We start from the raw sequence: 26847 nt of genomic DNA on the forward strand, positions 1-26847 counted from the left end.
GATGCAGAGTCTGAGTCTAGAGATGGAGCTTGAGGGATTGCTAAGTGAGTCGGTGGACTCTGCACAAAAGAGACGTCAGAGTGCGCTGACGGATATCCTGGGCGAGGACGTCGGACCTGTTGTCCTTTTTGGCGCGGGTCTTTTGGGTCGGCAAGTGCTGCCTTTCGTCAAGAGGGTCGGCCTGGAACCGATTGCGTTTATTGATAATAATCCGCAGCTTTGGGGGACTTTGATTGATGGTGTGGAAGTGATGGCGCCTGCTCAATTGGCTCAAAAATATCAGGGCAATTTGCCGAGTGTGATTGCCACGATTTGGAGCGGCAGGGCCCCTGATCGCATGCGTGATCGTTTGGGATTTTTGCGGGATCTTGGGTTTAAAAAAATTGCTCTGTTCGGTCATTTGGCATGGCGCTTTCCTGAAGTATTTTTGCCGCATTATTCTTTGGATGTTCCAGAAAAAGCATTGCTGCAAGCGGATGATATCCGCCGTGCCTTCAAACTGATCTCTGATGAAGAGTCAAGGAAACTGTTTGTAGGCCACGTCCGCTGGCGATTGCTGCTGGACTATGATGCGCTCCCCTCGGCTTCGGATCTGGAGATTTATTTCGACCCGAAATTCATGAATGAAAATAAAAATGAAGTTCTGTATGACATCGGGGCATTTGATGGAGATACTGTAGTTGATTTTCTAAGATCCGGTAGGGGGTTTCAGGAAATTCATGCGTTTGAACCCTCGCCAAGGAACTTTGACAAGCTGCAGCGGCGTGTTGCAGAAATTGCGGGTAGGGGATTGAAGAAAATCTATCCGCATCAGATGGCAGTGGGGGATACAGAGGGCACGATACAGGTAGAGAATGATGCGGGGCCGGCTTCGCGAGTAGGTCAAGGTCAGGAAACTGCGGCTGTCAGTACGTTGGATCGCTTGGTTGAGAAATCGGCGACGCCTACTTTCATCAAGATGGATATAGAAGGGTTTGAGCCGCAGTGCCTAGAGGGCGGACGGCGGGTGATTACAGAGCATGCGCCTGTGTTGGCAGTTTGTGTTTATCATCTACAAGATCATCTGTGGAGTTTGATGCTCAAGATCAGTGAATGGCATAAAGGTTATGAATTCAGTTTTTGTCCGCATCTAAATGATGGTTGGGATCTTGTTCTTTATGCCGTTCCGAAGCACCGGCTTCCTGTCGATCCGAAGGTTTGATTTTTATGCGTGTTGCTGATTATATATTTGATTTCATTGTCCGCCAACAAGCTAGGCATGTATTTTTTTTGCCTGGCGGCGGTGCGATGCATTTGAACAATGCACTATATCGCCAGAAGGCCCTTCAGCCGATCAGCATGCTGCATGAGCAAGGGGCTGCTATTGCTGCTGAAGGATATGCTCGCACATCGGGGCAATTTGGGATCTGTCTGGTCACTTCTGGTCCCGGAGCCACGAATGCCTTGACAGGGTTGGCCGGTGCATGGTTTGAGTCAACGCCGGTGGTTTTTATTTCTGGTCAAGTGAAAAGGGCAGACTTGAAGGGCGATACAGGACTTAGGCAGTCTGGCACGCAGGAGCTTGATATCGTCAGTGTGACGCAGTCTATCTGTAAGTATTCGGTCTGTCTGCTTGATCCGGATAAGGTTCGGTACGAATTAGAGAAGGCGTTTTCGCTCATGCTGGGCGGACGCAAGGGGCCCGTATGGATTGATGTGCCCCTCGATGTGCAGGCCACAGAAATCGATCCTGAAAGTCTTGTAGGCTATGATGCTCCGCAAGAAAGCTATCCGTGCGATATTTCCCAAACCGTCGATCTTATCGGTCGAATTTCGAATGCTGAAAGGCCAGTATTGTTACTGGGCAATGGTGTGCATGGTGCTGGTGCGGGCCATTTGGTGCGGGGTTTGGTTGAAAAATTGCAGATTCCAACCCTGACCACCTGGATTGCAGCGGATTTGCTCGAATATGAGCATCCTTTGTATTTTGGCCGCTGCGGAACGGTTGCTTCGCGTGGCGCCAATTTTACGGTTCAAAATGCTGATCTGGTGCTGGCGATTGGGTGTCGGATGGATTTTTCCATTACGGGGTTCAATCGACAGCATTTTGCACGTGGCGCACAAATTGTTGTTGTGGACGTGGATCAGGCTGAACTGAATAAGTTGGGTGACATGCCAGATCAGACTTTTCTGTGCGATGCTGGAGATTTCATGCGCACCCTATTGGAAGCATCCCGCGAGAAGGCCTTTTCCTTCTCAGGTTGGGCCGTTCGGTGCCAGGAATGGAAGGACAAGTACCCTGTCGTTTTGTCTGACTATAAAAACGAACGGGAGTTTATCAATACCTATGTTTTCACCGAGGTCTTATGTGATGCTTTGGCTGAGAATGATGTGATCGTTCCCGGCAGCTCTGGGGCCGCCATTGACACTTTTTGGGTGTCGGCAAAACTGAAGCGTGGCCAACGTTCTGTCGCTACAGGTGGTCTAGGTGCTATGGGCTATGGTTTGCCGGCGACCATTGGCGGTTGTCTGGGCAGCGGCAGCAGGCGGACGATCTCTGTGGATGGTGATGGCGGGTTTGTGATGAACATCCAGGAACTTGAGGTTGTTCGTCGTTTGAATTTGCCCATTAAATACTTTGTTCTTAACAATAATGGGTATGCGTCGATTCGAGCGTCCCAATCCGGTTATTTCAAAGAGACGCTGGGATGTGATTCAAGTTCCGGTCTGACTTTGCCAGATATTGGTCTGCTCGCTGCTGCGTTTGGTGTGCAGGTGCGACGTGTCAGTAATCCGGATGAACTGGAGGCAGTGATCAAAGAAACCTTGGCATTGCCTGGGCCGGCTGTTTGCGAGGTCATGGTCAAGCCTGATCAAGCCATTGGCCCGCGTGTGAAGTCGCGGATAGGGGAGAATGGAAGTATGGTTTCGGATCCTCTTGAAAACTTGTTCCCTTATCTTGATCAAGATGAGCTGAAGTCCAATATGTTGATTCCCTTGATAAGTGACTGAGTATGGCTGATAACTACCTGGTTGACTATGCTGAGTCGGGGTTTTACATGATGCAGGGGCGGTTGACTGCCCCTGAAAGCGGCCGATTCCAGTGCTTTCCGCGTGAGCAGTGGCGCAAAGAAATCCTGTCTACAGCTTCTGTTGGATTACGCGGCATTGAGTGGATTTATGATGCCTATGGCGAAGGGGCAAATCCTCTGGAAACACTTTCAGGGCGCGAAGAGCTCAAGACATTGTTAGCCGACAACCATGTCAGTGTCGTTTCCATTTGTGCCGATTATTTTATGGATTATCCATTTCTGCGTTGTACAGACGCAGAGCGGGCGGCTCGGCTAGAGCGCCTTTCTTGGCTGATAGGCATATGCTCGGAGCTCGGGATACGGCGTATCGTCTTGCCTTTTGTAGATGCCTCTGCTATCCGATCCAGTGAGGAGCGAGATCAGGTGGTGACGTGTCTGAAGCAGGTTTTGCCGGTGGCGGAGCAAAAAAACATCGAACTGCACCTGGAAACCGATCTTGCACCCGCTGCATTTCGCGATTTGCTACAAGCAATTAATCATCCTTTGGTGAAGGTTAATTATGACTCTGGCAATAGCTCATCCTTGGGCTATGCGCCCGAGGCTGAGTTCGATGCCTATGGACACTGGGTAGGTAGTGTTCATATCAAAGATAGGGTCTTAGGAGGCAAGACCGTGCCCTTAGGACAGGGTGATGCTGACTTTACTGCATTGCGAAAGGCATTGATCAAAGCTTCTTACAGAGGGGATTTCGTGCTGCAGGTTGCACGAGGCGTTTCAGGCGATGAATTGAACTGGATGCGAGATGTTGTAATGATCGCCTCAGACTGGTTGCGTGGCAGCACGCTTTAAAATATAACGAATCAGGTTGCTCGTGTGAAAATTCTTTTTTGCGGTCTTGGTGGTATTGGTCAGCGGCACCTGCGCAACTTGAAGGCGTTACTGGGTAATGACTTGGAGGTTCATGCGTATCGGGTAAGGGGACACCACACCAAGCTGGACTCAACAATGAAGATTGAGGCCGGGGCGAATCTTGAGCATGACTACAACATCACCGTTCATCAGGATCTTGCAAGCGGGCTTGCGGCGGCACCTGATGCTGTATTCATTTGTAATCCCAATTCTTTACACATGGCGATTGCCTTGGAGTGTGCGCGTGCCGGCGTGGCGGTATTCATGGAAAAACCGGTTGCCAGCAATCTGGATGGTGCCGAAGAGTTGCTACAGCTGACTCGGGATAAAAATCTTCTGTTCTATGTGGGCTATAATTTTCGTTTCCATCCCGGTCTAATCCGTATAAAAACATTGCTGGATCACAAGTGGTTTGGAAATGTCATCAGCGCACAGGCCGAGATAGGCGAGTATCTACCCAATTGGCATCCCTACGAGGACTATCGCCAGATGTATGCTGCCCGGTCTGATCAAGGTGGTGGGGTAATTCTTTCTCAAATCCATGAGATGGACCTGATCTATTGGTTTTTCGGGTTGCCAGAAACGATTCTGTGTCGCGGGGGGAGGCTGAGCAAGCTGGAAATAGACGTGGAGGATACCGCTATTTCGCTAATGCAATATAAAAGCACGGCTGGTGATTTTCCCATTATTTTACATCAGGATTTTATTCAAAGACCGCCTACGCGCAGGTTCAAAATTTCCGGAGATGCCGGAGGGGTTGAAATCGACCTGATACGTACGCAATTGCGCGTTTACGATGGCGAAGGGGCTGTAGTAGAAAGTTCGGATTTTCAAGACTTTTCTCGTAATGATATGTTCATGTCGCAGACGAAACATTTTCTTGATTGTTTAGTCGGACGTGCCATCCCCGAGGTTGATTTATATGGCGGCCTGCAGAGTCTGCGCCTTGCGTTAGCTGCTAAAGAGTCATTGGAATCGGGGCAGGAAATCATCTTGAAGGACTTCGGCGCACATGTCGGCTAAAAATACACTTTCTGACTTATTTGATCTGAGCGGCAGAGTGGCCGTCATTACGGGCGGGGGTGGGCTGCTGGGGTATCAACATGCCGTAACTGTTACAGAGTTGGGGGGGGTCTCCATTTTATTGGATATCAGCTTAGATGCCTTGAGAAAAAATCATGATCGCCTGCTAAAAGAGCATAAGGTTGATGTTTCTTTCTTTCAGTCTGACATCACAGATATTGATTCATTGATGGATGTTCTTGAGGCAATTAATCAGAAGTATCAACGCGTTGATATCTTGATAAATAATGCCGCGAGGAATCCAAAGATGGAAAACTCAGATCGTAAAAATTTCTCACGCCTAGAAAACTTTTCGTGGACGCAGTGGCAGCTGGATCTGGATGTCGGCTTGGGCGGGGCTTTTAATTGCGCAAAAGTGTTTGGCAGCCAGATGGCCCGGCAGGGTGGAGGGGTAATTATTAATATCGCTTCTGATCTCGGTGTGATTGCACCAGACCAACGCATCTATCGTGTGGATGGGGTAGCGCCTGATCAGCAGCCTGTCAAACCAGTGACTTACTCAGTGGTAAAGCATGGTTTGATTGGCTTGACAAAATATCTGGCAACCTATTGGTGTGAACAGGGTGTGCGATGCAATGCGTTGTCTCCTGGCGGTATTTACGCTGGACAGGATGATGTTTTTGTCAAGAAGCTGACTCAACTGATTCCCATGGGCAGAATGGCCGCAGAAAATGAATACCGAGGAGCGGTTGCTTTTTTGTGTTCCGATGCCTCCGCGTATCTTAATGGAACCAATCTCGTTGTGGATGGCGGACGAAGTGTGTGGTGATGTGCTACATGAAGTCGTTGCTTAAGTCGCACTGTTGATCAATTTATTTTTAGATATCTAAAAAGTATGCAGCATGACTTTTTTGCGAAGCAATGCATCTGTTGTGGGTGTGATGTGCTCGAATCTTCTCCTGCGGTATTGATGCCGTTTGTGGCAAAGCGTGTGTTTAATCACGAGCCGGTAGAGATTTCAGAACAGTGGGGGCTGCGCGATTTACGCTCGGGCATGGCTTATACCCTATGCAATTCATTACAATGCCAGCAATGTGGCGCCCTTTTTCTAGATTATCGATTTACTGATGATCAGATGGCCGCGCTGTATCATAATTACAGAGATGAAAAATATAATCGGGAGCGTATCTCTTATGAGCCTGACTATGCCGAGGTCGTGAATTACTACCACCACAGAGAGGCCTACCTGACAAAGGTCGAGCAATGGCTTAAGCCCTACTTGCCAGAACATCCCATGATTCTTGACTGGGGTGGCGGGACAGGCATCAATACGCCGTTTCTTGGGGGGGGAGGGCATGTCGAAATATATGATATTTCAACAGTCGATGTGGTGAAAGGTGCATGTCGCGCTGATCCTGCGTCCATTGGTATTCAGCATTATGATCTTGTCTCATGCAGTCAAGTTCTAGAGCATGTTTCATATCCCTTGGATGTGATCAATCTGATGATTTCTGCTTTAGATGATCAATCTTTGCTGTATATAGAAGTACCTCATGAGGCACTGATGCGTGAACATCCTGGTGCCATGGATCTTGCATCGCACAAGCATCATTGGCATGAGCATGTCAATTTTTTTACCAAAATGTCACTTCACGCATTAATGATCCGTACCGGCTTGGAAGTAGTAGACACACATTTCTTGCCTGTGGATCTTGGGTGGAGGCAAGGGGAAATCATTGGGGTATTAGCAAAGCTTGCGCGGTAAATTGAAAACATTATGGTTTTTTAGATGCCTGCCATGAATGGTCATATAGGAAAGAAGAGCCTGGTCATAGAGCAGGATATGGAAGATATTTTCAGCCTGCGTGATGATTGGCAGCGGTTTTCCGGTAAAAGCATTCTGATCACAGGGGCGGCTGGGCTGCTGGCTGCTTATCTGGTTGAGTTCTTTGCTTGGCTGAACAAGACGTGGTCTTGTGATCCGATTTGTATTTTTTTGTTGGTTCGGGATAAAAAGAAACTGGAAGATCGCTTCCCGCATTTGATTTCTTATGTCTGGTTTATCCCCGTGGTTCAGGATGTGTGTGATCCGCTTTTAATAGAGGCACCGATTGACTACATCATTCATGCTGCCAGCCCTTCCAGCCCGAAATATTATCTCCAGCATCCAGCTTCTACTATTCGAACCAATACGCTTGGTACCTTGAATATGCTAGAGCTTGCTAGAAAAAAAGACGCTCGTCTTTTGTTTATGAGCAGTGGAGCCGTCTATGGGCACGGAGATAGTCAAAGCGCTATTGACGAGACTGATTTCGGGACTCAGGACCCACTGGAAATTTATGCTTGCTACAGTGAAAGCAAGCGATTGTGTGAAACACTATGCGCTGCCTATTTCAGACAGTATGGCGTGCAAGCGGTGATTGCACGTATTTCACATACTTATGGCCCAGGCATCGATCTTAATGATGGTCGTGTGTTTTCTGATCTCTTGTCTGATTCCTTGGCCGGGAGAGATATAAGATTGCATAGCCAAGGCACGAGTAGCCGTCCATTTTGTTATATCGCTGATGCGACCTTTGCTTTTCTGATACTGCTTTTAGAAGGAGATTCGGGTAATGCATATAATGTTGGTATGGATAGTGAAATAACAATACTTGATTTGGCAAGATTGATTGCTGGCATGTCTTCGCGAGAAGGGACTGTGGTCTTGCTTCCTGAGGATAATGACAAAAAAAAGGAGATACGTGCCAGTGGCCATTTTGATATTGCCAAGATTAAAAAGCTTGGATGGCACCCAAAAACGACACCTGAGATCGGGTTTCGAAGGGTATTGAGTCATTTCAGAAATATTTAAATTTGGAGTTGGGCCTTGGGTAATGTTTCCTCGAATGAAAATCATCTGATGGAAGTCAAGAAGGATTATCTGTCGGACAAAATTTCCAAATATGAATATGCAGAAAAAACTTTTGATCTGCACCTCTCTCTATTCGAATATCCGGCCTTCATCAATGGCACGGATGTAGAGGAAGTTCGGCTTTTAGCGAGTGGGGTTGTTATTAAATCCAAGATGCATCAGATTTCCATGTATATAGATCCTGTCGATCTTCATGCGACGGGGTATGCCTTGATGAATTTTGGAATTTATGAGGAAAAGGAAACGGATTTCATGAAATCCGTTTTTGACGATTGCGGTGTCTTTTTGGATGTTGGTGCTAATCGTGGTTGGTATTCCCTTGTTTTGTCCCGGGCTTTCCCAAATTCTACTATTCGCGCATTTGAACCGATTCCCAGCACGTTCGATGCGTTGAAAAAAAACATTGCTTTAAATAATTCTAAAAATATTAAACCTGTTTGTGCCGGGATGTCTGATCGGCCGGGAGAGGTTGAGTTTCTCTTTGCCAAAGACGTTGCCGGCGCAACATCCATGAAGCTGACTGGTCAATCCAGAGGACACGCTGAGCTTGAGAAGATTGTCTGCTCTACAATGACACTCGATTCTTTTTGTGCAGCTTATCAGCTGATTCCAAGCCTAATCAAGATTGACGTCGAGGGGGCTGAGCTCTTAGTCGTGCAGGGTGGACAGGACATCCTGTCTCATACTCCGGTGCTTCTGATCGAACTCTTGCGGAAATGGTCCAAGGAATTTGGCTATCATCCAAATGATGTGTTTGAAATTTTGACACAGTATGGTTATGAGGCTTGGATTTTTTCTGAGAAGAATGAAAAGCTCGAGCGTTGTGTCATGGTAACAGAAGAAACAGTGCAGACCAATTTTGTCTTTCTTCATCCAGTTCGGCATGAATCCATAATCAGAAAATGGGCATGTGATTGAGGGCGTCTTGCATTCTTATGTGCTTTAATGATTATAGGTGTTTTTTATAAATGATAGAAATTTCGTGTGATAACACGCAAAATGTGGGTTTTATTAATAACGTAGAGCTTCTGTGTTATGGAACTTGATGATATCTACCTAAGTGGCAGAAGGCCCTATTATGTGTATGCCCCTCCTTATCGTAGAATTTCTTCTGGGGTTCAGGTATTGCATTTACTTTGCCATTACCTGAACAGGATGGGTGAAGAGGCATACGTTTGCACTGACGGAGTATTTCCAAAATTGCGCACACCGGTTCTGACCGAAGATATCGTAAAAAAGCATCAAGAGATCGGCATTGAACCTATCGCTGTATACCCAGAAGTGACTCATGGGAACCCTTTGCACGCTAAATGTGTGGTTCGTTATATATTGAACCATTTAGGGTTATTGGGTGGTCCTTCTGATTTTGCCGAGTCTGATTTTCTCGTTTTTTATGATAAGGAATACTTGTCTCGCGGGTTTTCAGAAGCAGGAAGTCTTGTATTAACCACCCCAGTTCTTGATTTCAATTTATTCAATAATAAAGAAAACCCATTGGATGCTTGCAGAAAAGGGGCTTTGGTATATCCGGGACGCTATTTTACGGCCAGAGAAAAGCATGAGAAATTATTTGAAACGAGTACCGTCATTACTTCCGAGTGGCCTTCTTCTCGTGAAGAATTGGCTGCCTTGTTGCGAGGCGCTGAAGTTCTTTATTGTTTCGCCAATTCTGCAATCATAGGAGAAGCTGCTTTATGCGGATGCCCCGTTGTGATGATGGACTCTCCGTTTACAAAGCGGCCAGAAACGTTTCATGATAAGGAAAATATAGATGGACGCTTGGATTTTCCAGGGCGAGCTCTGGATGATTCTGAAGAGTCACTGCAGAATGCTCGTAAGGAAACCAAAGGGTTTCAAGATCTTTACTTGGGTATACATAAAGAATTCATTGTTAATCTTAAGAAATTCATTATCGCTACTCAAGAAATCACTCCTGTGGAGTCACAGGATGCGGGTCCTTATTCGATTAGTTTTCAGATTACTTCTGCGAAGGATCCAGAGGCTGACTCATGGGGTTTTCCTCAGTGGATGTCTGAGCGTACTCCATCCTCTGCCCGAACACTTGCTCTCAAAACATTGTTAGAAACCTCTTCCGGGGTTGGATCCCTAGGTGCTGTAGTGATCATGCCGGATGATGCGGATGTTCAAGCACTGATTGATACGTTGGAGAGCCTGGGTATTCAGCACAGACCTGTTGATGGTGTTTGGTTGATCGGCCGTAACGTGCCGGTTCAGGCTGCAGGGGGCGAGATTGAGTTATTGTCAGGAGATGCGCATTGGGCCAAGTTGCTCTCTGATAGGATTAACCAGGGCGGGATACCGGATTTTCTGTGGATTTTGCATGCAGGTGATCGTTTGGTACCTCACGCAACGTTGACAATGGGGGAATACCGCTTGCGCAAGCCGGATCCGCTGATCTGGTACGTGGATGAGGCGGTCCTGAAGGATGGGCAGCCGGTAAACCCGATGTTCAAGCCTGATTTGAATGTTGATCTGCTACGCAGCTACCCCTATATCGGCCGTAACTTGGTGATCAGCACCGCAGCCGTCCAGGCGGCGGGGGGGCTGGATGAACGAGTCGCAGACCTGGCGCCTGTCGACTTGCTCTGGCGCTTGGTGGAGCAGGTCGGTCCGCCGGTCGTGGGACATATTCCAGAGGTACTGCAGTTCGGTGGGCGTAGTTTGATGGATTGGGTCTGCGATTCAGACACAATGCTCTGGTTTCCTGCCGTGACGCAGGCGCATTTCGTGCGTATGGGACTGGAGGCGAAGGTCGAGTCGGGACCATTACTCGGCCTGCAGCATATCGAATATCCCCTGACGATGCAGCCACTGATTTCCATTATCATCCCTACGCGAGATCAGTTGCCGATATTGCGAGCATGCATCGAAGGGCTGATGGAGCGTACGGCATACCTTCATTATGAGTTACTAGTCGTGGATAATGGTAGTGCCGATCCTGATGCCGTGGCATTTCTAGCTGGACTCGAAGCCATGGAGACGGATCAGATTCACGTCGTGCGTTGGCCACAATCCTTTGACTTTGCGGCCATGAATAATTTTGCTGTCACCCGGGCACGCGGGGACGTATTTTTGTTTCTGAATAATGACATTCAGTTTGGAGAGCGTACACGATCCGATTGGTTGGAGCGATTGCTGCGGCATGCATTGCGGCCAGAGGTCGGAATGGTCGGTTCGCGTCTGGATATTCCCGATGGTGGAGTGGAACAATGCGGCCAGGTGTTGGGGATGGACAATAGCGTCGGCGCGGCATTCAGAGGGGTGCCGGAGGATCGCCGGGGCTATATGAATCGTCTGATCGTCCAGCAGAATGTCAGCGCGCTCAGTGCATCGTGCATGATGATGAGGCGCCAGGTTTTTGATGAGTTGGGAGGTTTCGATGCCGAATCCTTTCCTATCTATTATGCGGACGCAGACCTGTGCATGAAGGCGATACAGGTAGGGTATCTGCTGGTCCTGGAGCCGGATACTGGTCTGTTGCACATGGGCGGTGCGAGCCGGGCGTTAACCGAGAAGTTTGGCCTACAGGCCAATCCGGATGACGAGCAGCGCGACCGTTTGTATCAGCGGTGGTTGCAGCAGTTGGCGCGGGATCCGAACTATCATCCAGCTTTTGGTAAGTATTCTCCTGGCTTTACTCTTAGTCGGGACGCGTCTCGAATCCAAGAACCCTTACCGGGTCGTCCTTTGCCGGTGGTGCTGGCGGTGCATGGAGATTGGTATGGTTGCGGGCATTATCGAATTCTGCATCCCTTCAGAGCCATGGCCGGCGAGTTGCGTCTGGACGGCGGGCTGAAGTATGGCGATTTCCATTTCACCGATGTGGCCCGCATCCAGCCAGATGTGATTGTGCTGCAGGGGGCCTGGCGAAACGAAGGTATTTTGACCCAGATTCGTCGTTACCGCGAGATTACGGGTGCCAAGGTTGTCCTGGAGTTCGACGACTATCTTCCTAATCTTCCAACACGCAATATTCATCGCTCGGACCTACCGCAAGGTTTGATCAAGAAAATGCGCCGTACGATCGAGCAGGTTGATTGGTTGGTGGTTTCTACACCGACACTGGCGCGGGAATATGCAGATTTCCACGATGATATTCGAGTGGCCCTCAATGGGTTACCCTTGAAGCCGTGGGGGGGGCTGCAGGGTCAGCGACGCACAAAGAAGAAAATGCGGATAGGGTGGGCGGGCGGAATCAGTCATACGGGAGATCTGGCAGAAATTCGTTCTGTGGTTAAGGACTTGCAGGATGAGGTTGAATGGGTTTTCATGGGTATGAAGCCAGACGATGTTGTTTGTGAGTTCCATCCGGGATTTCCCATTGATCAGTATCCGGCGCAACTGGCTGCCTTGAATCTGGATTTGGCCGTGGTGCCGTTAGAAATGAACCAGTTTAATCGCTGCAAGAGCAATCTGCGCCTGCTAGAGCTGGGCGCATGCGGGGTGCCGATTATCTGTACGGATATCGATCCCTACCAGTGCGGTTTGCCGGTGACGCGGGTGCGCAACCGCACTCAGGATTGGGTGCGAGCCATTCGCGAGCATCTGGCCGATTCTGAGGCCTTAGGCCAGAAGGGCGACGCCTTGCGTGACGCAGTTCGACAGAACTGGATGCTGGAGGGGGATTTTCTGGATCAGTGGGCCCGTGCCTGGGGGGTGGCATCGGGCGCCGCTTGAGCGGCAAGGGCTGACAGTCTATTTGACCAGTATCTGCCTGACCCGCGCCATCACTGCTTCTGCCGGCACATCCATGCAGGCGTAATTTCGGCCAGCAGGGCAGCCGCGTTGACAGCAGTATTGGCAATCCACGGTCTGGTCCATGGTGTATTCCGCCCCCAAAATGGCCGGGTGCATGGCGCCTGGCAGCATCAGGGATGGACAGCCTGCCAGCTTGGCTAGCCACTGCGTGGAGGTTGCTACGGTAATCAGTAAATCGGTGGCGGCCAGTCGCGCCAGGCTTGTGTGCATGGGCAGGCTGCCATCGAAGCCTGCCCAGACGTGGTAGCCCGTCTGCTCCAGCAGGTGGGTCAGAGCATCCGCCTGCTTGTAGTGCTTGATGGCCGTGGTGCCGCGAAATGACACTGCTATGATCGGGCGCCCGGCCGCCGTGTTGCGGAATGCGGCGTCAGCTTCGATGGACAGGCGTGATTCGATCGTATCGCCTAGACTGCAGCAGTGAATCAGGTAGTATTCCGGATAGTTGGCATGGGGCTGCGGTTCCAGCCACCAGGGGCGCAACCAGTCCTTCATGTTTGGGTATGTGCTGGCCATGAAAGCGGTATCGAAATAATCCGCCGGCAGCTTTCTGGCATGCAGCATGGTGAAAAAGTCGTTCACCGGGCGATTCAGGTGATTGCCTTCCACATTCAGCCCGACGTCGATCAGGACCTGTGCCAGGAAGCAGGGCATGAACCAGGTGTCCAGACAGATGACCTGATCGTAGTTGCGCGCAGCGATGACCTGGGCAATTCCCAGAAAGCTCTGAGTTGCGGGGATTAGGTCGCGCGGCCATTGTTCGGCTGTGATGCCCAGCACGTCGCTGATATCCGGACATAGGGACATCAACTCAATACCAGCTCCGTAAGTCAGCACGTCAATCGTAGCGTCTGGCGCTCGTTGACGAACCAGTCGGACGGCAGGGATCAGGATGGATGCGACATCTCCCAGGCCCACCAGGCGGGTAATCAGGATTTTGGGGGCCATGAGGAGCTAGGGGGTGATGAGATGAATGTCCGAGAACAGATATTCAAAAAACCGCCGGAGGTAATCCGGCGGTTTTAGTGCTAGAGGCAGTATAACCCTGCCTCGGTGTGGTGCTGAGAATTAACGCAGCAGGGACAGCATGGTCTGCGGGACCTGGTTGGCCTGAGCCAGTACAGCGGTGCCGGCTTGTTGCAGGATCTGGGCACGCGTCATGTTGGACACTTCCACCGCGTAGTCGGCATCTTCGATACGTGAACGCGAAGCGGACAGGTTGGTGATGGTGTTGTTCAGGTTGGCGATGGTGGATTCGAAGCGGTTCTGGATCGCGCCCAGGTCGCTACGCATACTGTCAACCTTCTTGATGGCATCGTCAATGCTCTTCAGCGCGCCGGAGGTAACGGTGTTCCCGCTGACGGCGAGGCCGCTGCCAGCCGAGATGCCGGAAGCACCCGAAAGCAGGACAGACGTCTTGGCGTTGGTGCCTTCGATCTTGATTGTTTCGTTGTCGTTGGCACCAACCTGGATATTGATGCCACCGGAAGCGGAACCGTCCAGCACTTTGGTGCCGTTGAACTGGGTCTGGTCGGCGACGCGGTCGATTTCTGCCAGGCGGGCCTTGACTTCTGCGTTGATGGACGCCAGGTCTTCCGTGGAGTTCGTGCCGTTGTAGGCCTGGACCGTCAGTTCGCGAATGCGCTGCAGGTTGTTATTGATTTCGTTCAGGGAGCCTTCCGTCGTTTGCGCCATCGAGATACCGTCGTTGGCGTTACGGGCGGCCTGGGTCAGCCCCTTGATGTTGGCGGTGAAACGATTGGCGATGGCCTGTCCGGCGGCGTCGTCTTTGGCGCTGTTGATGCGCAGGCCCGAGGACAGGCGCTGGATCGCGGAACCCAACGCACCCTGGGACTTGTTCAGGTTGTTCTGGGAGACCAGAGCGAGGTAGTTAGTGTTGATAACGGCCATGAGAAACTCCTAAGAGATTTGGCGAAGGATTCGCCCTTTTTGCCCAGGATGACAAACCGAGTGACCTCCTGTTCTGCCACGTTAACGGAGGGGGGGCAGGGAACTTTAGGGAGGCTAGAAAATTTTTTTGAGTGCGGGTCACTTCTGAGGCCAACATGCTCTGGTGGCGGTTGAGCGGCGATTGGTGCATGATCACGGTTGCCCGTGTCTGTGAGTCTGCGAGATCCGATGAACCCTCCCACCATCGCCCTGGTCATGATCGTCAAGAACGGTGCGGCCACATTGGCCCGCTGCCTGTCCAGCGTGCGGGATCATGTCGATGAAACGATCCTGCTGGACACCGGATCGACGGACGACACTGTTGCCATCGCCCGGCGCTTCGACGCCCAGGTGCACCATTTCAAATGGATCGATGACTTCTCCGCCGCGCGGAACGCGGCGTTGGATCATTCCTCGGCGGATTGGAACCTGATCCTGGATGCCGACAACTGGCTGGAATCGGGGCATGAGCAACTGCGCCGCTTGGGCGCGGAGCCGTTCCTGGGGCAGATCGCCATCCTCAACCGCTTCATGCAGGGTGACGAGGTCCGCCAGGCGACCGAATGGGGCACGCGTGTGTTGCCCAGGGGCGTGCGCTATGCGGGCCGCATCCATGAACAGGCGGCCAATCCCGGCAATCTGCCTCGGAAACGGCTGGATATCCGCGTGGGCCACGACGGCTATATGCCCGAGGGCCTGGAGGCCAAGCGAGGGCGCAACGAAGCGCTGCTGCGCGTGGCGCTGGCCGAGACGCCGGAGGACCCCTATCTGCTCTATCAGTTGGGCAAGGAACTCGCTCTCTACGACCGCTACGCGGAAGCTGCGGATTGTTTCCTGCCGGCGGTGTCGCTGTGCGCCCGCGACCAGTCGTTCCGGTACGACCTGATCATGCGCTCGTTGTACTGCCTGAAGCGGGCCGGCCGCCTGGAGCAGGCGATCCTGCTGGCCGAGGATGAATTCCCGTATTGGCAGGATTCCCCCGATTATTTCTTCTGCGTCGCCGACGTTTTCCTGGATTGGGCCATTCAGCACCCGGCACAGGCTGAGTCCCAGTTCCTGCCGGTCGTGGAATCCAGCTGGCTGAAGTGCCTGGAGATCGGCGAACGCCCGGATCTGTCGGAATCCGTTGCTGGTCGGGGCAGCTATCTGGCCGCGCAGAACCTGGCCGTGCTGTACGAGAATACCGGGCGGGAAGCGCTGGCGACCGAGTATCGGGGGATGGCCAGGAAAATGCGAGGGGAATAGAAGGGGGGACAGTCTTGTGACTGCCTGGACATCAGGCTTGTCCGGCGCGCGGCTGGAAGGGTTTGCATGTTTTCCCCCATGGATATTCTCGATCAAGTCATCTTTCGCAGCGGTCATGTGACCCGCATCATGGTCTCCATCCAGAACACGATGGAAACCGGCCATGGACGAGACCGACGCCGCCTATTGCTGCTTGAGGCCGCAGCTTGCCATAATTAACCTGTCAGGTTAATTTTCATGGGAAAGGGAACACCACATTGCCGGTTGCGGGTTATCAAGACGCATATTCAGGCAGGTCGAGTTCGCGCGACCGTTTCGGCACTATCGGGTGGCGCCGCATTATTGATCCGGCCCTCAAACAGTTTTACGCAGCGTATTTGACGTGGAAGTCTTGGAAGTAGGCTTTGACACGTGCCGGCTCGCTGGCGACGACTTGCATGTGCTCTTCTGCAGCGGCGCGTAGTTTGGCCTTCGTGCGTATCGGAACCTTGCGCCCGATGACGTGTTTGAGATCGGCATTCAAGCGTTCTTCGGGATTGAGTTCGGGGCTGTAACTGGGCAGATAGAACACTTCCATCTGATCGGAGTGTGCGGCCAACCACGCCTTCACCGGCTTGCAGTGATGCACGCCCAGGTTGTCCAGGATCAGAAACACCTTGCGCCCGGCATCCTGGACCAGCGACTCGAAGAACTCGATCAACTTTTCGTGATTGAACGCGCCATCAATGATCATCCAGCGTGCCTTGCCCTGGTTGGTGACGCTGGCGATCATCGACAGCTTCTGCCGCGTCCCGCCAATGGCCATCGCCACCGGAGTCTTGCCCTTGGGCGCATAGCTGCGACCGCGCACGTCGGTGTTCACCAGCGCCGTCTCGTCACCCCAGTGGACCTCGCCGCCCTCGGCCTTGGCACGTTCGGCGATGGCCGGATACGTGTCCTCCAACCAGGTTTGCACCGCGGCGGGCGATTGCTCGTAAGCACGCTTGATCGGCTTCTGCGGGGTGAAGCCCCAGCGGGCCAGATACTTGCCCACCGAGCGCACATGCAGCGTCACACCACACTCGCGCTCGATCAGCTGCATAACCGCCGCACGGCTCCACAGCGCAAAGTCCATCTTCAGCTGCTCGGGGCGTTTGTCGCAGATGATGCGGCACACCGTCTGTTCCTGCTCGGCGGTCAGTGCGCGATCCTCGCCACGGCGACGGCCACGCCGACGGGGTGCCAGCGACAGCATCCCCCCCGCCTCATAGCGTGCGATCACCTTGCTCACCGCCGTGTGACTCAGCCCAACGTCAACGGCGATCTGAGGTTTGCTTCGTCCGCGTTTGTACGCACGAATCACCTGCCGACGCCTCTCATGCTGCTCGGCCGGACTGAGCTTTCTTGCATCATCTTTTTCCATCCGCAAAGCATCGCATCAGATCGACAGAATTTCAATCTATTTATGGGCCTGATCTATAGGCCTGGATTTCGATGGCATGATCCGCGTGGTGATGTCGCTCACGGCCCGGGATTTCTACAAGAGCATGACCACGCATGCCAGCCACCGTATTTGGCAGGATGTATACCGGCTCACAACTCCCGAGGGCGACATCTATCTGAAACTGACGGTCGTCGATGAGGTGCTCGTCGTGTCTTTCAAGGAGTTGTGAACATGCGATGCCCGATTTGCGCATCGGCCGATCTGATGCATGAGGCGCGCGACCTGTCGCATACTTACAAAGGCGAAACGACCGTGATCCCGGCCGTGGTGGGTGGTTACTGCCCGTCCTGTGGTGAAAGCGTGCTGAATGCCGCCGAGTCCGCCCGCGTGAGCGCAGCCATGCTGGCATTCAATCGCCAGGTCAATGCCGGTATTGTCGATCCTGCTTTCATTGCCAGGGTGCGCAAGAAATTAAAGTTGGATCAGCGCGAAGCGGGTGAGATTTTTGGTGGTGGTGTCAATGCGTTTTCGCGTTATGAAAATGGCAAGACAAAGCCGCCGTTGGCGCTGATCAAGCTGCTCAAGGTGCTGAATCGTCATCCAGAGCTGTTGAGTGAGGTCCGGTTGGCATAGCTGCCTATGCCCGGGCTCGCACCAGCTGGCGGCCCGGATGACCACACGTCAAACATGGATTTCCATGACTTGGCTCAAGCTCCAGGCCGCGGCAAGCCGATACGATGAAACCATCGCCTGCGGGCTGGCAGGCTGCGAGCCCGCTGATCTCATCGAAGGAGAACACCGATGGTCGCCAAAATGAAAGCCGCCGTATTCGTCGAACCCGGCCGTATCGAACTGACCGAGAAGCCCATCCCCGAGGTCGGCCCCAACGATGCGCTGGTCCGCATCACCACCACCACGATCTGCGGCACCGACATCCACATCCTCAAGGGCGAGTATCCGGTCGCCAAGGGTCTCACGGTCGGCCACGAGCCCGTGGGGGTCATAGAAAAGCTCGGCAGCGCGGTCACGGGCTACCAGGAAGGGCAGCGCGTGATCGCCGGGGCGATCTGCCCGAACTTCGGTTCCTATGCCGCCCAGGACGGCGTCCCGTCGCAGGACGGCAGCTACCTGATTCCCTCCGGGCGTTGCGGCTGCCATGGCTACAAGGCCACCGCCGGCTGGCGTTTCGGCAACATGATCGACGGCACCCAGGCCGAATACGTGCTGGTGCCGGACGCGCAGGCCAATCTCGCGCCGATTCCGGACGGGCTCACCGATGAACAGGTGCTGATGTGCCCGGACATCATGTCCACCGGTTTCAAGGGGGCGGAAAACGCCAACATCCGCCTGGGCGATACGGTGGTCGTTTTCGCGCAGGGCCCCATCGGCCTGTGCGCGACCGCCGGCGCGCGCCTGCTGGGCGCGACTACCATCATCGCGGTGGACGGCAACGAGCACCGCCTGGGCATTTCACGGCGGCTCGGTGCCGACGTCGTCCTCGATTTCCATCATTGCGATGTGGTCGCCGAGGTGATGAAGCTCACCGGCGGCCGTGGCGCCGATTCCGCCATCGAGGCGCTTGGCACGCAAGCCACGTTCGAGCAGGCCCTGCGCTGCCTCAAGCCCGGCGGCACGCTTTCCAGCCTGGGCGTGTATTCGCAGGACTTGAAGATCCCGCTCGACGCCTTCGCCGCCGGCCTGGGCGACCACCGCATCAACACCGCCCTGTGTCCCGGCGGCAAGGAGCGCATGCGTCGCCTGATGAACGTGATCGCCGCCGAACGCCTGGATCTCGGCGTGCTGGTCACCCACCACTACAAGCTGGACGATATCGTCGCGGCCTACGATCTGTTCGCCCACCAGCGCGATGGCGTGCTGAAGATCGCCGTCAAGCCGTTCTGAGCGGTAAGCCGGAGCTGTTTGCTTACCCCTGAACGGATGACAGCAGCGCGCGGCTGCGCGCCGCGCTGGGCCGCGCCGCCACGCGCTCGAACCATGGGCCGATGCGCGGCAGGCCGTGGTCGAAGGGCTGGTTGACGGATTCTCCGAAATCCAGCCAGACGTACAGCCAGATGTCGGCGGCGGTGAAGCGTTCGCCGCACAGGTAGGGGCCGGGGCCGAACAGGCCGTCGAGCCATTGCAGGCGGTCCCGGGCCACCCGCTTCAAACCCTCGGCCGCCTCGGGCGCGACCGGGATGCGCGGCTCGAAACGGGCCAGCCCCTCGGCGTAGTGGTAGGCGTTGTGGATGAATTCCGTGATGTTGAGTTCGACCCGGCGCCACCCCTGCCGGGTCTGCGCGCGCTGTTCGGGCGTGCGGCCGATCAGCGCGGGTTCGGGGTGGCGTTCTTCCAGGTATTCCGCGATGGCGACCGCCTCGGCCAGGGGGGGGCCGTCGTCCAGCCTCAGGGCGGGCGTCTGGCCCGCCGGATTGATGGCGAGGTAGGGTGGCTGGCGGTTTTCCCCCGTCATCACGTCGATGGTCACGGCGGGCAGCCGCAATTGCTTTTCGAGCAGGAACATCCGCAGGCAGCGCGGCGCGGGACTCTGGGCATCGTAGATCAGCATCATGGCACGGGGGTGGGGTTTGAAGAAGGATGGCCGGGACGATCAGGCCGGGACGATCATCCAAGTGTACTCAAGCGGCGCTGTCCACATACATCCACATCCCGTCCATCCGCGTGAACCGGCTGATCTCATGGAGCCGGGTGGCGCGGCCGTGGATGCGCACCCGCGCGACGAATTCCACGATCTCGTGGTCGGCGTCCAGCCGGACGTGGCGGCGCACGTCCAGTCCCAGCCAGCGGGTGCCGGGCTCGTTGGGCTCCAGCGCGGCCGGACGGGTGTCGGGGTGCCAGGTCCGCAGCAGGTAGTCCAGTTCGTCCAGCACGTAGGCGCTGTAGCGCGAGCGCATCAGCGCCTGAGCGTCGGGCGCTTGCAGGTGTCGCGGGCCGTGGGCCGCCCAGATAGTCTTCCAGGCATTGCTTGATGTCCAGCAGCTTGCGTAAGTCCAGCCCCGGGCCGCCGGCGAAATCCAGGTCTTCTGAGAAGCGTGGGGCGCCGTGGCATAGGCGCAGTGAGGTTCCCCCCTGGAAAGTCAGGGTATCGAGCAGCTTGGCTTCACTCAGTGCGAACAAGATGTCATAGTGTAGAAGCTCTTTCTCGATGACGGGGCGCATAGGGGCGCGGCCCGTGTCCCGCATGGCCAGTTCCACCAGATGGTCGAAGTTTTCTTTCATGGTTTGGCCAAGGACTCCTGGAGGGCTTCCGGGTCGATCAAATGCAGATTGCGGCCGACACGCCGCAAGTCGCGGATGGCCGTGTCGATCTTGGCCATGCGCAATGGGCGGTCGGAGGGGAGGGTAGCCTGGCGCAGTTCATTTGGATCGCGCTTGGTGTGCACGAATTCGATGGTGCCGTAAGGCGTTCGGATTTCGCCTTCGCGCCCGGTGGTCATGAGGGTGATGCGGTCCATGGGAATCTGGGAAATGACGCCGTATTCCGACAGGGCGGATTCCAGACTGACGTAACTGAGGTCGGCGGGGCGCAAGGCCGCGGCGATTCGTTCAATGGTTCTGCTGTCTCGACACCTGGCCCGGTCGTGGACGTACACGCCCCGGGCCGCGCGGGTCAGCACACCTGCTTTGACGAGGCGGGCCAGTCCGGCGGCAAAGGTCTTTTCTGAATCCTCGTGGAAGCAGGCGCGCAAATGCTGGCGCCGGAAGACATAGCGGCCGGTCTCGTCCAGGGCACGGAGAATGCGAATGGCTTGGCACTGGTTCATGTGATTAAGTCTACGTCAACACCATAATTATATAGTATTGACGTAGACTTATGGGCAACTCTCACGCTGTATGTCCCTCTGCCGATTTCGAAGGGGGGGTAGCCTGCGGACCTATTCCCCCGTCCGGATCCCCAGCCTGCGTTCCACCAGCCAGGCGCAGCCGAGCAGCGTGACGTTGATGGCCAGGTACAGCATACCGGCGATGACGAAGGTTTCGACGATCAGGTAGCTCTGGCTCATCAGGCGCCGGGCGAAGCCGGTCAGTTCCATGACCGCGATGGTGGAGGCCAGACTGGTGCCTTTGATGGCCAGCACCAGTTCATTGCCGTAGGCCGGAAAGGCCTGGCGAACGGCCAGGGGAAAGCGGATGCGGCGGAAGATCTGCAGGCGGCTCATGCCACAGGACGCGGCGGCGTCCAGTTGGCCCGTCGGCACGGATTGCAGGCCGCCGCGGATGGCCTCGCTCATGTAGGCGCCGCTGTTCAGGGCGATGGCCAGGATGGCGCAGCGCGCGCCGTCGGAGAACAGCCACCACAGGGCGGGCTGTTCGCGCACGAAGTCCAGGGTGCCGATGCCGTAGTACAGCAGGAACAGCTGGATCAGCAGCGGCGTGCCGCGAAAGACGGTGCTGTAGGCGAAGGCGGTGCCCGAGACCAACGGGTTTTGCGCGGTGCGCATCAGCGCGGCGCCCAGACCCAGCAGCGAGGCGAGCAGGATGGAGAACAGGCCGATGCGCAGGGTGATCCAGAAGCCCTCGATCAGGACGGGGACGGCGTGCTCGAACAGTTCGATCATCGTCCGGCCCCCCGCATGCCGCGCCCGAAGTGGCGCTCGGCCCAGACGAACAGGCCCTGGCTGCAGGCACCGATCAGGAAATACAGGATACCGGCCATCAGGTACAGGATCAGGGGCGCGCGCGTGGCGGCCGAGCCCAGGACGGCGGCGCGCATCAGTTCGACCAGGCCCACCAGGGACACCAGCGCGGTGTCCTTCAGGGCGGCCTGCCAGACGTTGTTGGCGCCGGGCAGGGCATACCAGAAGAGCTGCGGCAGAGTGATGCGCCGCAGGCACTGGCCCCGGTCCATGCCGATGGCGCGGGCGGCTTCGAGCTGGCCGGGATCGATGGCCTTGAAGGCGCCGCGGAAGACTTCCACGCTGTAGGACCCGGAGATCAGGGCGATGGCCAGGATGCCGATCAGCATGGGGAAGAGGGTGCTCATCAGGTCGTCCCATTCCAGCCAGTCGGCCAGGTCGGCGGCGGGCTGCACCGCGCCGAAGAACAGCAGGTAGATGATGAGCAGTTCCGGGACACTGCGCACGACCAGAGTGTACAGGCCGACGAGGGCGCGCGCGGGGCGGTTGGCGCTGGTCTTGGCGGTCGCGCCGGCGATGCCGATGGTCATGCCCAGGCCGATGCCGCACACGCTGATGAAGACGGTCATGGCCGCGCCGCGCAGCAGCATGGCGCCCCAGCCGGCGCTCAGGATGTCGTGCAGGGTCTGGATCATGGGATCGATGGGAAACCCCGGAGCGTCGCCGGCGTGCGGCGGCCGGCGATTCCGGGGGAATGATGCCGGCGCGCGGAGGCGCCGGCCGCGTCGCCGGGCATTACTTCTTGCAGGCGGCGTAGTTGGACAGGTCGACGCCGAACCACTTGGTGCTGGAGGACTTGATGGTGCCGTCGGCGATCAGCTCGCACAGAGCCTTGTCCACCTTGGCTTTGAGCTCGGTGTTCTTCTGGTTGATGCCGGCCCCGATGCCCAGGCCCAGGATTTCCGGGTCGGCGCTGCTCTTGACCACGGCGTCGGCCAGGGCGAACTTGCCCTTGCCGGTGGTGTCCAGGAACTGGCTTTGGGGGGTGACTTCGGAGAAGGTCGCGTCCAGGCGGCCGGCCGACAGGTCCATCTGCATCTGGTCCTGGGTCTCGTAGGTCTTGAGCTTGAGGTCGGGAGCGTATTTCTGCAGGAAGGCGCCCTGGGTGGTGCCGCTCTGCACGCCGACGGCCTTGCCCGCCAGTCCGGCCATTAGGGCCTTGGGATCGGCGGCCTTCAGCAGCGCGTCACCCTTGGGCAGCACGAAGGCGGAGTCTTCCGTGGCGTAGGGGATGCTGAAGGCGATGACCTTGGCGCGCTCGGCGGTGACGGACATGCCGGAGATCACCAGGTCGAAGCGTTCGGCCTGCAGGGCGGGGATCAGGCTGTCGAAGGCCTGGACCACGAAGCGGCACTTCATGTCGAGCTTCTTGCACAGGGCGTGGCCGACGTCGGCGTCGAAGCCGGTGACCTTGCCGCTGGCGTCAACCATGCTCCAGGGTGGGTAGCCGCCTTCGGTGCCGATTTTCAGGGTGGCGGCCGAAGCCGTGGTGGCCAGGCCTGCGAGGCCGAGGGCGGCGCACAGCGCCGCCTGTCGTGCGATGGAAATCACCATGGACAGGATCCTAATGAAAGATTGAGTCTGGGAAACTGCGGAAAAGGAAATATTAGTATATCGGGAAGAGATTCACCCGATCTGCACCATGGTCTCCGGATACCGCACGCGGCTGCGGCGCTGCGTGCCGAGGCTGTAGACCAGGGTCAGGGGCCCCAGGCGTCCGATGAACATCAGCAGCATCAGCACGATCTGGCTGGGCAGGCTCAGGGATCCGGTCAGGTCGGGGCTGACGCCGGTGGTGCTGAAGGCCGACATGACCTCCATGACCACGGCGATGAAGGGCAGGTTCTCGAACAGGCTCACCAGGAAGATGCCCAGGCACACCAGCAGGCCCGACACCATCATCAGGGCCAGGGCCTTCTGGATGGATTCGGGGGCGATGGTGCGGTGCATCAGCACGACTTCCTTGCGCTGCAGGATGTAGGCCCGGACCACCGCCAGCAGGACGATGAAAGTGGCGAGCTTGATGCCGCTGGCCGTGGACAGCGAGCCGCCGCCGATGAACATCAGGCAGGTGAGCAGGAAACGCGAACTGTCGTATAACTGGTCGACGTCTACACTGGCGAAGCCGGCCGTGCGCGCCGCGACGACCTGGGTCCAGGCGGCCAGCCCCTGGCTGGCCGCCGGCAATGCGCCGAGGGTGTGCGGATTGCGCGCCTCGATCAGCCAGAACAGCGCGAAGCCGGCCAGATTCAGGACCAGCGTGCCGATCAGCATCAGCCGTGTGTAGTAGGCTAGCGTGGCCCAGCTGCGCTTTTGCTGGATGTCGGCCAGCACGCTGAAGCCCAGCCCCCCCAGGATGACGCAGCCGGTGATCACGAAAGTAGTGACCGGATCGCCGGCGAAGCCGGCCAGGCTGCCGGGAAAGAGCGACAGGCCGGCGTTGTTGAAGGCCGAGACGGCGTGGAATCCGGCCAGCAGGAAAGCATGTCCCAGGCTGTCGTGGCGCCACCACCAGAGGGTCAGGATCAGGATGGCCGCGCCTTCGATCGCCAGGGAGAATTTCAGCACCGTCAGCGCCGTCTGGCGGATGCGGATCACGCTGGTCTGGTTGAAGGCCTCCAGCGCCAGGGCCTGGTATTTCAGGCTGACGCGCTTGCCCAGGGTCAGGGTGGCGATGATGGCGAAGGTGACGAAACCGATGCCGCCGACTTGCACCAGGGTCAGCACGACGGCCTGGCCGAAGAAGCTCAGGTCGGTGGCCGGATCGATCAGCATCAGGCCGGTGACGGTGACGGCGGACGTGGCGGTGAACAGCGCTTCGAATACGCCGAAGAGGTTGCGTTGCGCGATCGGCAGGGACAGCAGCACGGTTCCGATCAGGATCAGGATGAGGAAGCTGCCGGCCAGGACCGCGGGCGGGCTGGCCTGCAGCTGGCCGGTGCGGCGCGCCTGGCGGTAGGCCAGCAGCGGATGGATGGAAAAACGGGCCATGCTCGGTCGGGGCGGTCAGCGCAGTTTCGGCGCGGCGTTCTTCAGGTAGTGCAGCGGGCCGAACAGGATCAGGGTGTCCTTGGCGTGCACCACGAACTGGTCGGTGGGATGCAGGGAGGTCTCGCCCTTGCGCTTGACGGCCAGGGCGTGGATGGCGCCCGGGGGATCGGTGGTCAGGGCGTCGCCCAGGGTGCGGCCGTCCAGTTGCGCGCTGGCCTCGATCTCGACCACGAAATCGCCGTTGCCCAGAGAGATGTAGTCGTTGACCATGGGGTAGCTGAGTACCTGGGCGATGCGGATGCCCATTTCATCCTCGGGGTGGATGATGCGGTTGGCGCCCAGTTTGGCCAGGATGAGGTGGTGCGCGCGCGAGGACGCCTTGACCCACAGGACCTTCACGCCCAGCGCCTTCAGGTGCACGGTGCAGACCAGGCTGGCCTGCAGGTCCTCGCCGATGGCGACCAGGACCACGTCGTATTCGGGCAGCCCCAGTTCGGCCAGGGCGTCGCGGTCGGTGACGTCGGCGATGGCCGCGCGGGTCAGCCTGTCGGCCATCTGGTCGACGACGCGGCCGTCGGCGTCCACGCCCAGAACCGAGTGGCCCAGTCGCATCAGTTCCAGAGAGGTGGCGCTGCCGAAGCGGCCCAGGCCGATGACGGCGAATTGTCCCATGGCGTTCCTTCAATACTGGTCCTGGATGGCGTTTCAGCCATGGTCAGGGACACGAAAATCTGGTAAAAACCCTGATGGATTTTTATGTGAATTTGATATCTGGATGGTGCATTGCAGCAAATTATGACAGGGAATGCGCTGAACCAGCCCCGCTTTTTCCCGCATGATATGACAAGTTTGTTCGATCCGGTCAGGCTGGGGGAAATCGAGCTGCCCAACCGCATCGTCATGGCACCCGCGGCGGGCGCGTGGTCCGTGCAGCGCCGCGTGCCCGACGACGGCATGCGCGCGTATTATGTTCGGCGCGCCGACGCGGGCCTGATCCTGGCTGGCGCGGCCTCGGTGTCGCCGCTGGGCGTCGGACATCCGGATACACCAGGCATCTGGAATTCCACTCAGGCGCAGGGTTGGCGGGCGGTGACGGACGCCGTGCATCGGCGCGGCGGGCGCATCGTCCTGCAACTGTGGCACGCCGGTCGGGTGTCGGATCCTGAATACCTGTCGGGCGAGATGCCCGTGGCGCCCAGCGCCATCGCCTGCGGCCGGGGGCCGTGTCCGCAGGCCGGGGGCTTCGTCGTGCCACGCAGCCTGCGGCTCGACGAGATCCGGCGCGTGATCGCGGATTTCGAGCAGGCGGCCCGCCATGCCTGGCTGGCGGAATTCGACGGGGTGGAAGTGCATGCCGGAGACGGCTATCTGATCGACCAGTTTCTGCACGATGGCTCCAACGGCCGCCAGGACGATTACGGCGGCTCGGTGTGCAAGCGCAGCCGCTTCTTGCTGGAGATCGTCGACGCCTGCATCGGCATCTGGGGAGCCGGGCGCGTCGGGGTGCATCTGTCGCCGCGCGGCGACCGTTACGACATGCGGGATTCGGATCCGGTGGCGCTGTACCGCCACGTGGCCCGCGAACTGGGCCAGCGGCGCGCCGCCTTCGTCTGCGTGCGCGAACATGAAGGCGTGGACGCGCTGACCCCGGTGATCCGGGATGCCTTCAGCGGTGCGCTGGTGCTGAGCGAGGGCTACGATCCCGATTCCGCGCTGCGCGCCGTCCAGGCGGAACGCGGCGAGGCGGTCGCCTTCGGCCGGGCGTTCGTGCGCAATCCCGATCTGGTCCGGCAGATCAGGGACGGTCTGGCTTCAGGGACCGTCTGAACCAGCCTTCGCGCCGCGTGCGCCCGTGGATTCGGGCGGTCTCTCGCCGTAGCACCCCTCCATGTCGCGCCTTGCGAGGCGTTTCGATTCGGCAGACACAGATCAGTCCGCAGGGATTGATCC

24 protein-coding genes and 2 pseudogenes are annotated in these 26847 nt (G+C 56.7%); 14 read left to right on the forward strand and 12 right to left on the reverse strand.

What is annotated here, in order from left to right:
• Position 1: 1 nt before the first annotated feature.
• The 9 genes from ACTPOE_RS02530 (at position 2) to ACTPOE_RS02570 (ending at position 12555) form a co-directional block, all read left to right on the forward strand.
• Positions 2-1201, forward strand: coding sequence for an FkbM family methyltransferase (locus ACTPOE_RS02530; protein WP_458870624.1), 1200 nt, complete (start codon positions 2-4; stop codon positions 1199-1201).
• Between the two features lie 5 nt (positions 1202-1206).
• Positions 1207-2991 (forward strand): thiamine pyrophosphate-binding protein, encoded by a 1785-nt coding sequence (locus ACTPOE_RS02535; RefSeq protein ID WP_458872735.1) that lies wholly within the window; start codon positions 1207-1209, stop codon positions 2989-2991.
• 2 nt (positions 2992-2993) lie between these two features.
• Complete coding sequence (locus ACTPOE_RS02540; RefSeq protein WP_458870625.1) at positions 2994-3860, forward strand: sugar phosphate isomerase/epimerase family protein; 867 nt, start codon at positions 2994-2996, stop codon at positions 3858-3860.
• 24 nt (positions 3861-3884) lie between these two features.
• Positions 3885-4943: a Gfo/Idh/MocA family protein gene (locus ACTPOE_RS02545; protein WP_458870626.1), complete on the forward strand. Its 1059-nt coding sequence runs from the start codon at positions 3885-3887 to the stop codon at positions 4941-4943.
• Positions 4933-5772: an SDR family oxidoreductase gene (locus ACTPOE_RS02550; protein WP_458870627.1), complete on the forward strand. Its 840-nt coding sequence runs from the start codon at positions 4933-4935 to the stop codon at positions 5770-5772. Before ACTPOE_RS02545 ends, ACTPOE_RS02550 begins: the two co-directional genes overlap by 11 nt.
• Before the next feature lie 66 nt (positions 5773-5838).
• Positions 5839-6708, forward strand: a complete 870-nt coding sequence (locus tag ACTPOE_RS02555) for a class I SAM-dependent methyltransferase (protein WP_458870628.1) — start codon at positions 5839-5841, stop codon at positions 6706-6708.
• A gap of 24 nt (positions 6709-6732) precedes the next feature.
• Positions 6733-7797, forward strand: a complete 1065-nt coding sequence (locus ACTPOE_RS02560) for an NAD-dependent epimerase/dehydratase family protein (RefSeq protein ID WP_458870629.1) — start codon at positions 6733-6735, stop codon at positions 7795-7797.
• Between the two features lie 48 nt (positions 7798-7845).
• Positions 7846-8775 (forward strand): FkbM family methyltransferase, encoded by a 930-nt coding sequence (locus tag ACTPOE_RS02565; protein WP_458870631.1) that lies wholly within the window; start codon positions 7846-7848, stop codon positions 8773-8775.
• 117 nt (positions 8776-8892) lie between these two features.
• Positions 8893-12555, forward strand: coding sequence for a glycosyltransferase (locus ACTPOE_RS02570; RefSeq protein WP_458870632.1), 3663 nt, complete (start codon positions 8893-8895; stop codon positions 12553-12555).
• Positions 12556-12573: 18 nt separating this feature from the next.
• Here the strand turns inward: ACTPOE_RS02570 and ACTPOE_RS02575 are convergent, their stop codons facing one another.
• Complete coding sequence (locus ACTPOE_RS02575) at positions 12574-13581, reverse strand: glycosyltransferase family 9 protein (protein ID WP_458870633.1); 1008 nt, start codon at positions 13579-13581, stop codon at positions 12574-12576.
• Positions 13582-13701: 120 nt separating this feature from the next.
• A complete protein-coding gene (locus tag ACTPOE_RS02580) occupies positions 13702-14544 on the reverse strand; it encodes a flagellin N-terminal helical domain-containing protein (protein ID WP_458870634.1) in 843 nt (280 codons plus the stop codon).
• Between the two features lie 228 nt (positions 14545-14772).
• Between ACTPOE_RS02580 and ACTPOE_RS02585 the strand changes: the two genes are divergently transcribed.
• Positions 14773-15828 (forward strand): glycosyltransferase family 2 protein, encoded by a 1056-nt coding sequence (locus ACTPOE_RS02585; protein ID WP_458870636.1) that lies wholly within the window; start codon positions 14773-14775, stop codon positions 15826-15828.
• A gap of 364 nt (positions 15829-16192) precedes the next feature.
• Here the strand turns inward: ACTPOE_RS02585 and ACTPOE_RS02590 are convergent, their stop codons facing one another.
• Positions 16193-17230, reverse strand: coding sequence for an IS630 family transposase (locus ACTPOE_RS02590; RefSeq protein WP_458870376.1), 1038 nt, complete (start codon positions 17228-17230; stop codon positions 16193-16195).
• 64 nt (positions 17231-17294) lie between these two features.
• Here ACTPOE_RS02590 and ACTPOE_RS02595 point away from each other — a divergent pair.
• The 3 genes and pseudogenes from ACTPOE_RS02595 to ACTPOE_RS02605 form a co-directional block, all read left to right on the forward strand.
• Positions 17295-17480, forward strand: a pseudogene (locus ACTPOE_RS02595) (type II toxin-antitoxin system MqsR family toxin); the annotation flags it as partial.
• A 2-nt stretch (positions 17481-17482) separates the two neighbouring features.
• Positions 17483-17884 carry a type II toxin-antitoxin system MqsA family antitoxin gene (locus ACTPOE_RS02600; protein ID WP_458870637.1) on the forward strand — a complete coding sequence of 134 codons (402 nt, stop codon included), beginning with the start codon at positions 17483-17485 and terminating at the stop codon, positions 17882-17884.
• Between the two features lie 168 nt (positions 17885-18052).
• Entirely contained in the window at positions 18053-19153 is a 1101-nt protein-coding gene (locus ACTPOE_RS02605; RefSeq protein ID WP_458870638.1) for an NAD(P)-dependent alcohol dehydrogenase, read from the forward strand.
• 22 nt (positions 19154-19175) lie between these two features.
• Here the strand turns inward: ACTPOE_RS02605 and ACTPOE_RS02610 are convergent, their stop codons facing one another.
• From ACTPOE_RS02610 to ACTPOE_RS02650, 9 genes and pseudogenes are all read right to left on the reverse strand, one after another.
• The gene (locus ACTPOE_RS02610) at positions 19176-19820 is read right to left on the reverse strand and encodes a glutathione S-transferase family protein (RefSeq protein ID WP_458870639.1); all 645 of its coding nucleotides are present in this window, start codon (positions 19818-19820) and stop codon (positions 19176-19178) included.
• Positions 19821-19887: 67 nt separating this feature from the next.
• Positions 19888-20217: a YchJ family protein gene (locus ACTPOE_RS02615; RefSeq protein WP_458872736.1), complete on the reverse strand. Its 330-nt coding sequence runs from the start codon at positions 20215-20217 to the stop codon at positions 19888-19890.
• Positions 20218-20263: 46 nt separating this feature from the next.
• A pseudogene (locus tag ACTPOE_RS02620) lies at positions 20264-20488 on the reverse strand (nucleotidyl transferase AbiEii/AbiGii toxin family protein); the annotation flags it as partial.
• Positions 20485-21033 carry a type IV toxin-antitoxin system AbiEi family antitoxin gene (gene abiEi / locus ACTPOE_RS02625; RefSeq protein WP_458870640.1) on the reverse strand — a complete coding sequence of 183 codons (549 nt, stop codon included), beginning with the start codon at positions 21031-21033 and terminating at the stop codon, positions 20485-20487. The pseudogene ACTPOE_RS02620 and the gene abiEi, both read right to left, overlap by 4 nt.
• A gap of 111 nt (positions 21034-21144) precedes the next feature.
• Entirely contained in the window at positions 21145-21828 is a 684-nt protein-coding gene (locus tag ACTPOE_RS02630) for an ABC transporter permease (RefSeq protein ID WP_458870641.1), read from the reverse strand.
• Positions 21825-22541, reverse strand: coding sequence for an ABC transporter permease (locus ACTPOE_RS02635; RefSeq protein WP_458870642.1), 717 nt, complete (start codon positions 22539-22541; stop codon positions 21825-21827). The genes ACTPOE_RS02630 and ACTPOE_RS02635 overlap by 4 nt, the downstream gene beginning before the upstream one ends.
• 100 nt (positions 22542-22641) lie before the next feature.
• Positions 22642-23460: a transporter substrate-binding domain-containing protein gene (locus ACTPOE_RS02640; RefSeq protein WP_458870643.1), complete on the reverse strand. Its 819-nt coding sequence runs from the start codon at positions 23458-23460 to the stop codon at positions 22642-22644.
• Positions 23461-23532: 72 nt separating this feature from the next.
• Positions 23533-24897 (reverse strand): TrkH family potassium uptake protein, encoded by a 1365-nt coding sequence (locus ACTPOE_RS02645; RefSeq protein ID WP_458870645.1) that lies wholly within the window; start codon positions 24895-24897, stop codon positions 23533-23535.
• Positions 24898-24912: 15 nt separating this feature from the next.
• Positions 24913-25569, reverse strand: coding sequence for a potassium channel family protein (locus tag ACTPOE_RS02650; protein ID WP_458870646.1), 657 nt, complete (start codon positions 25567-25569; stop codon positions 24913-24915).
• Between the two features lie 177 nt (positions 25570-25746).
• Between ACTPOE_RS02650 and ACTPOE_RS02655 the strand changes: the two genes are divergently transcribed.
• Positions 25747-26724, forward strand: a complete 978-nt coding sequence (locus tag ACTPOE_RS02655; RefSeq protein WP_458870647.1) for an alkene reductase — start codon at positions 25747-25749, stop codon at positions 26722-26724.
• Positions 26725-26847 lie beyond the last annotated feature (123 nt).

Source organism: Castellaniella sp. WN (genome assembly GCF_054457555.1).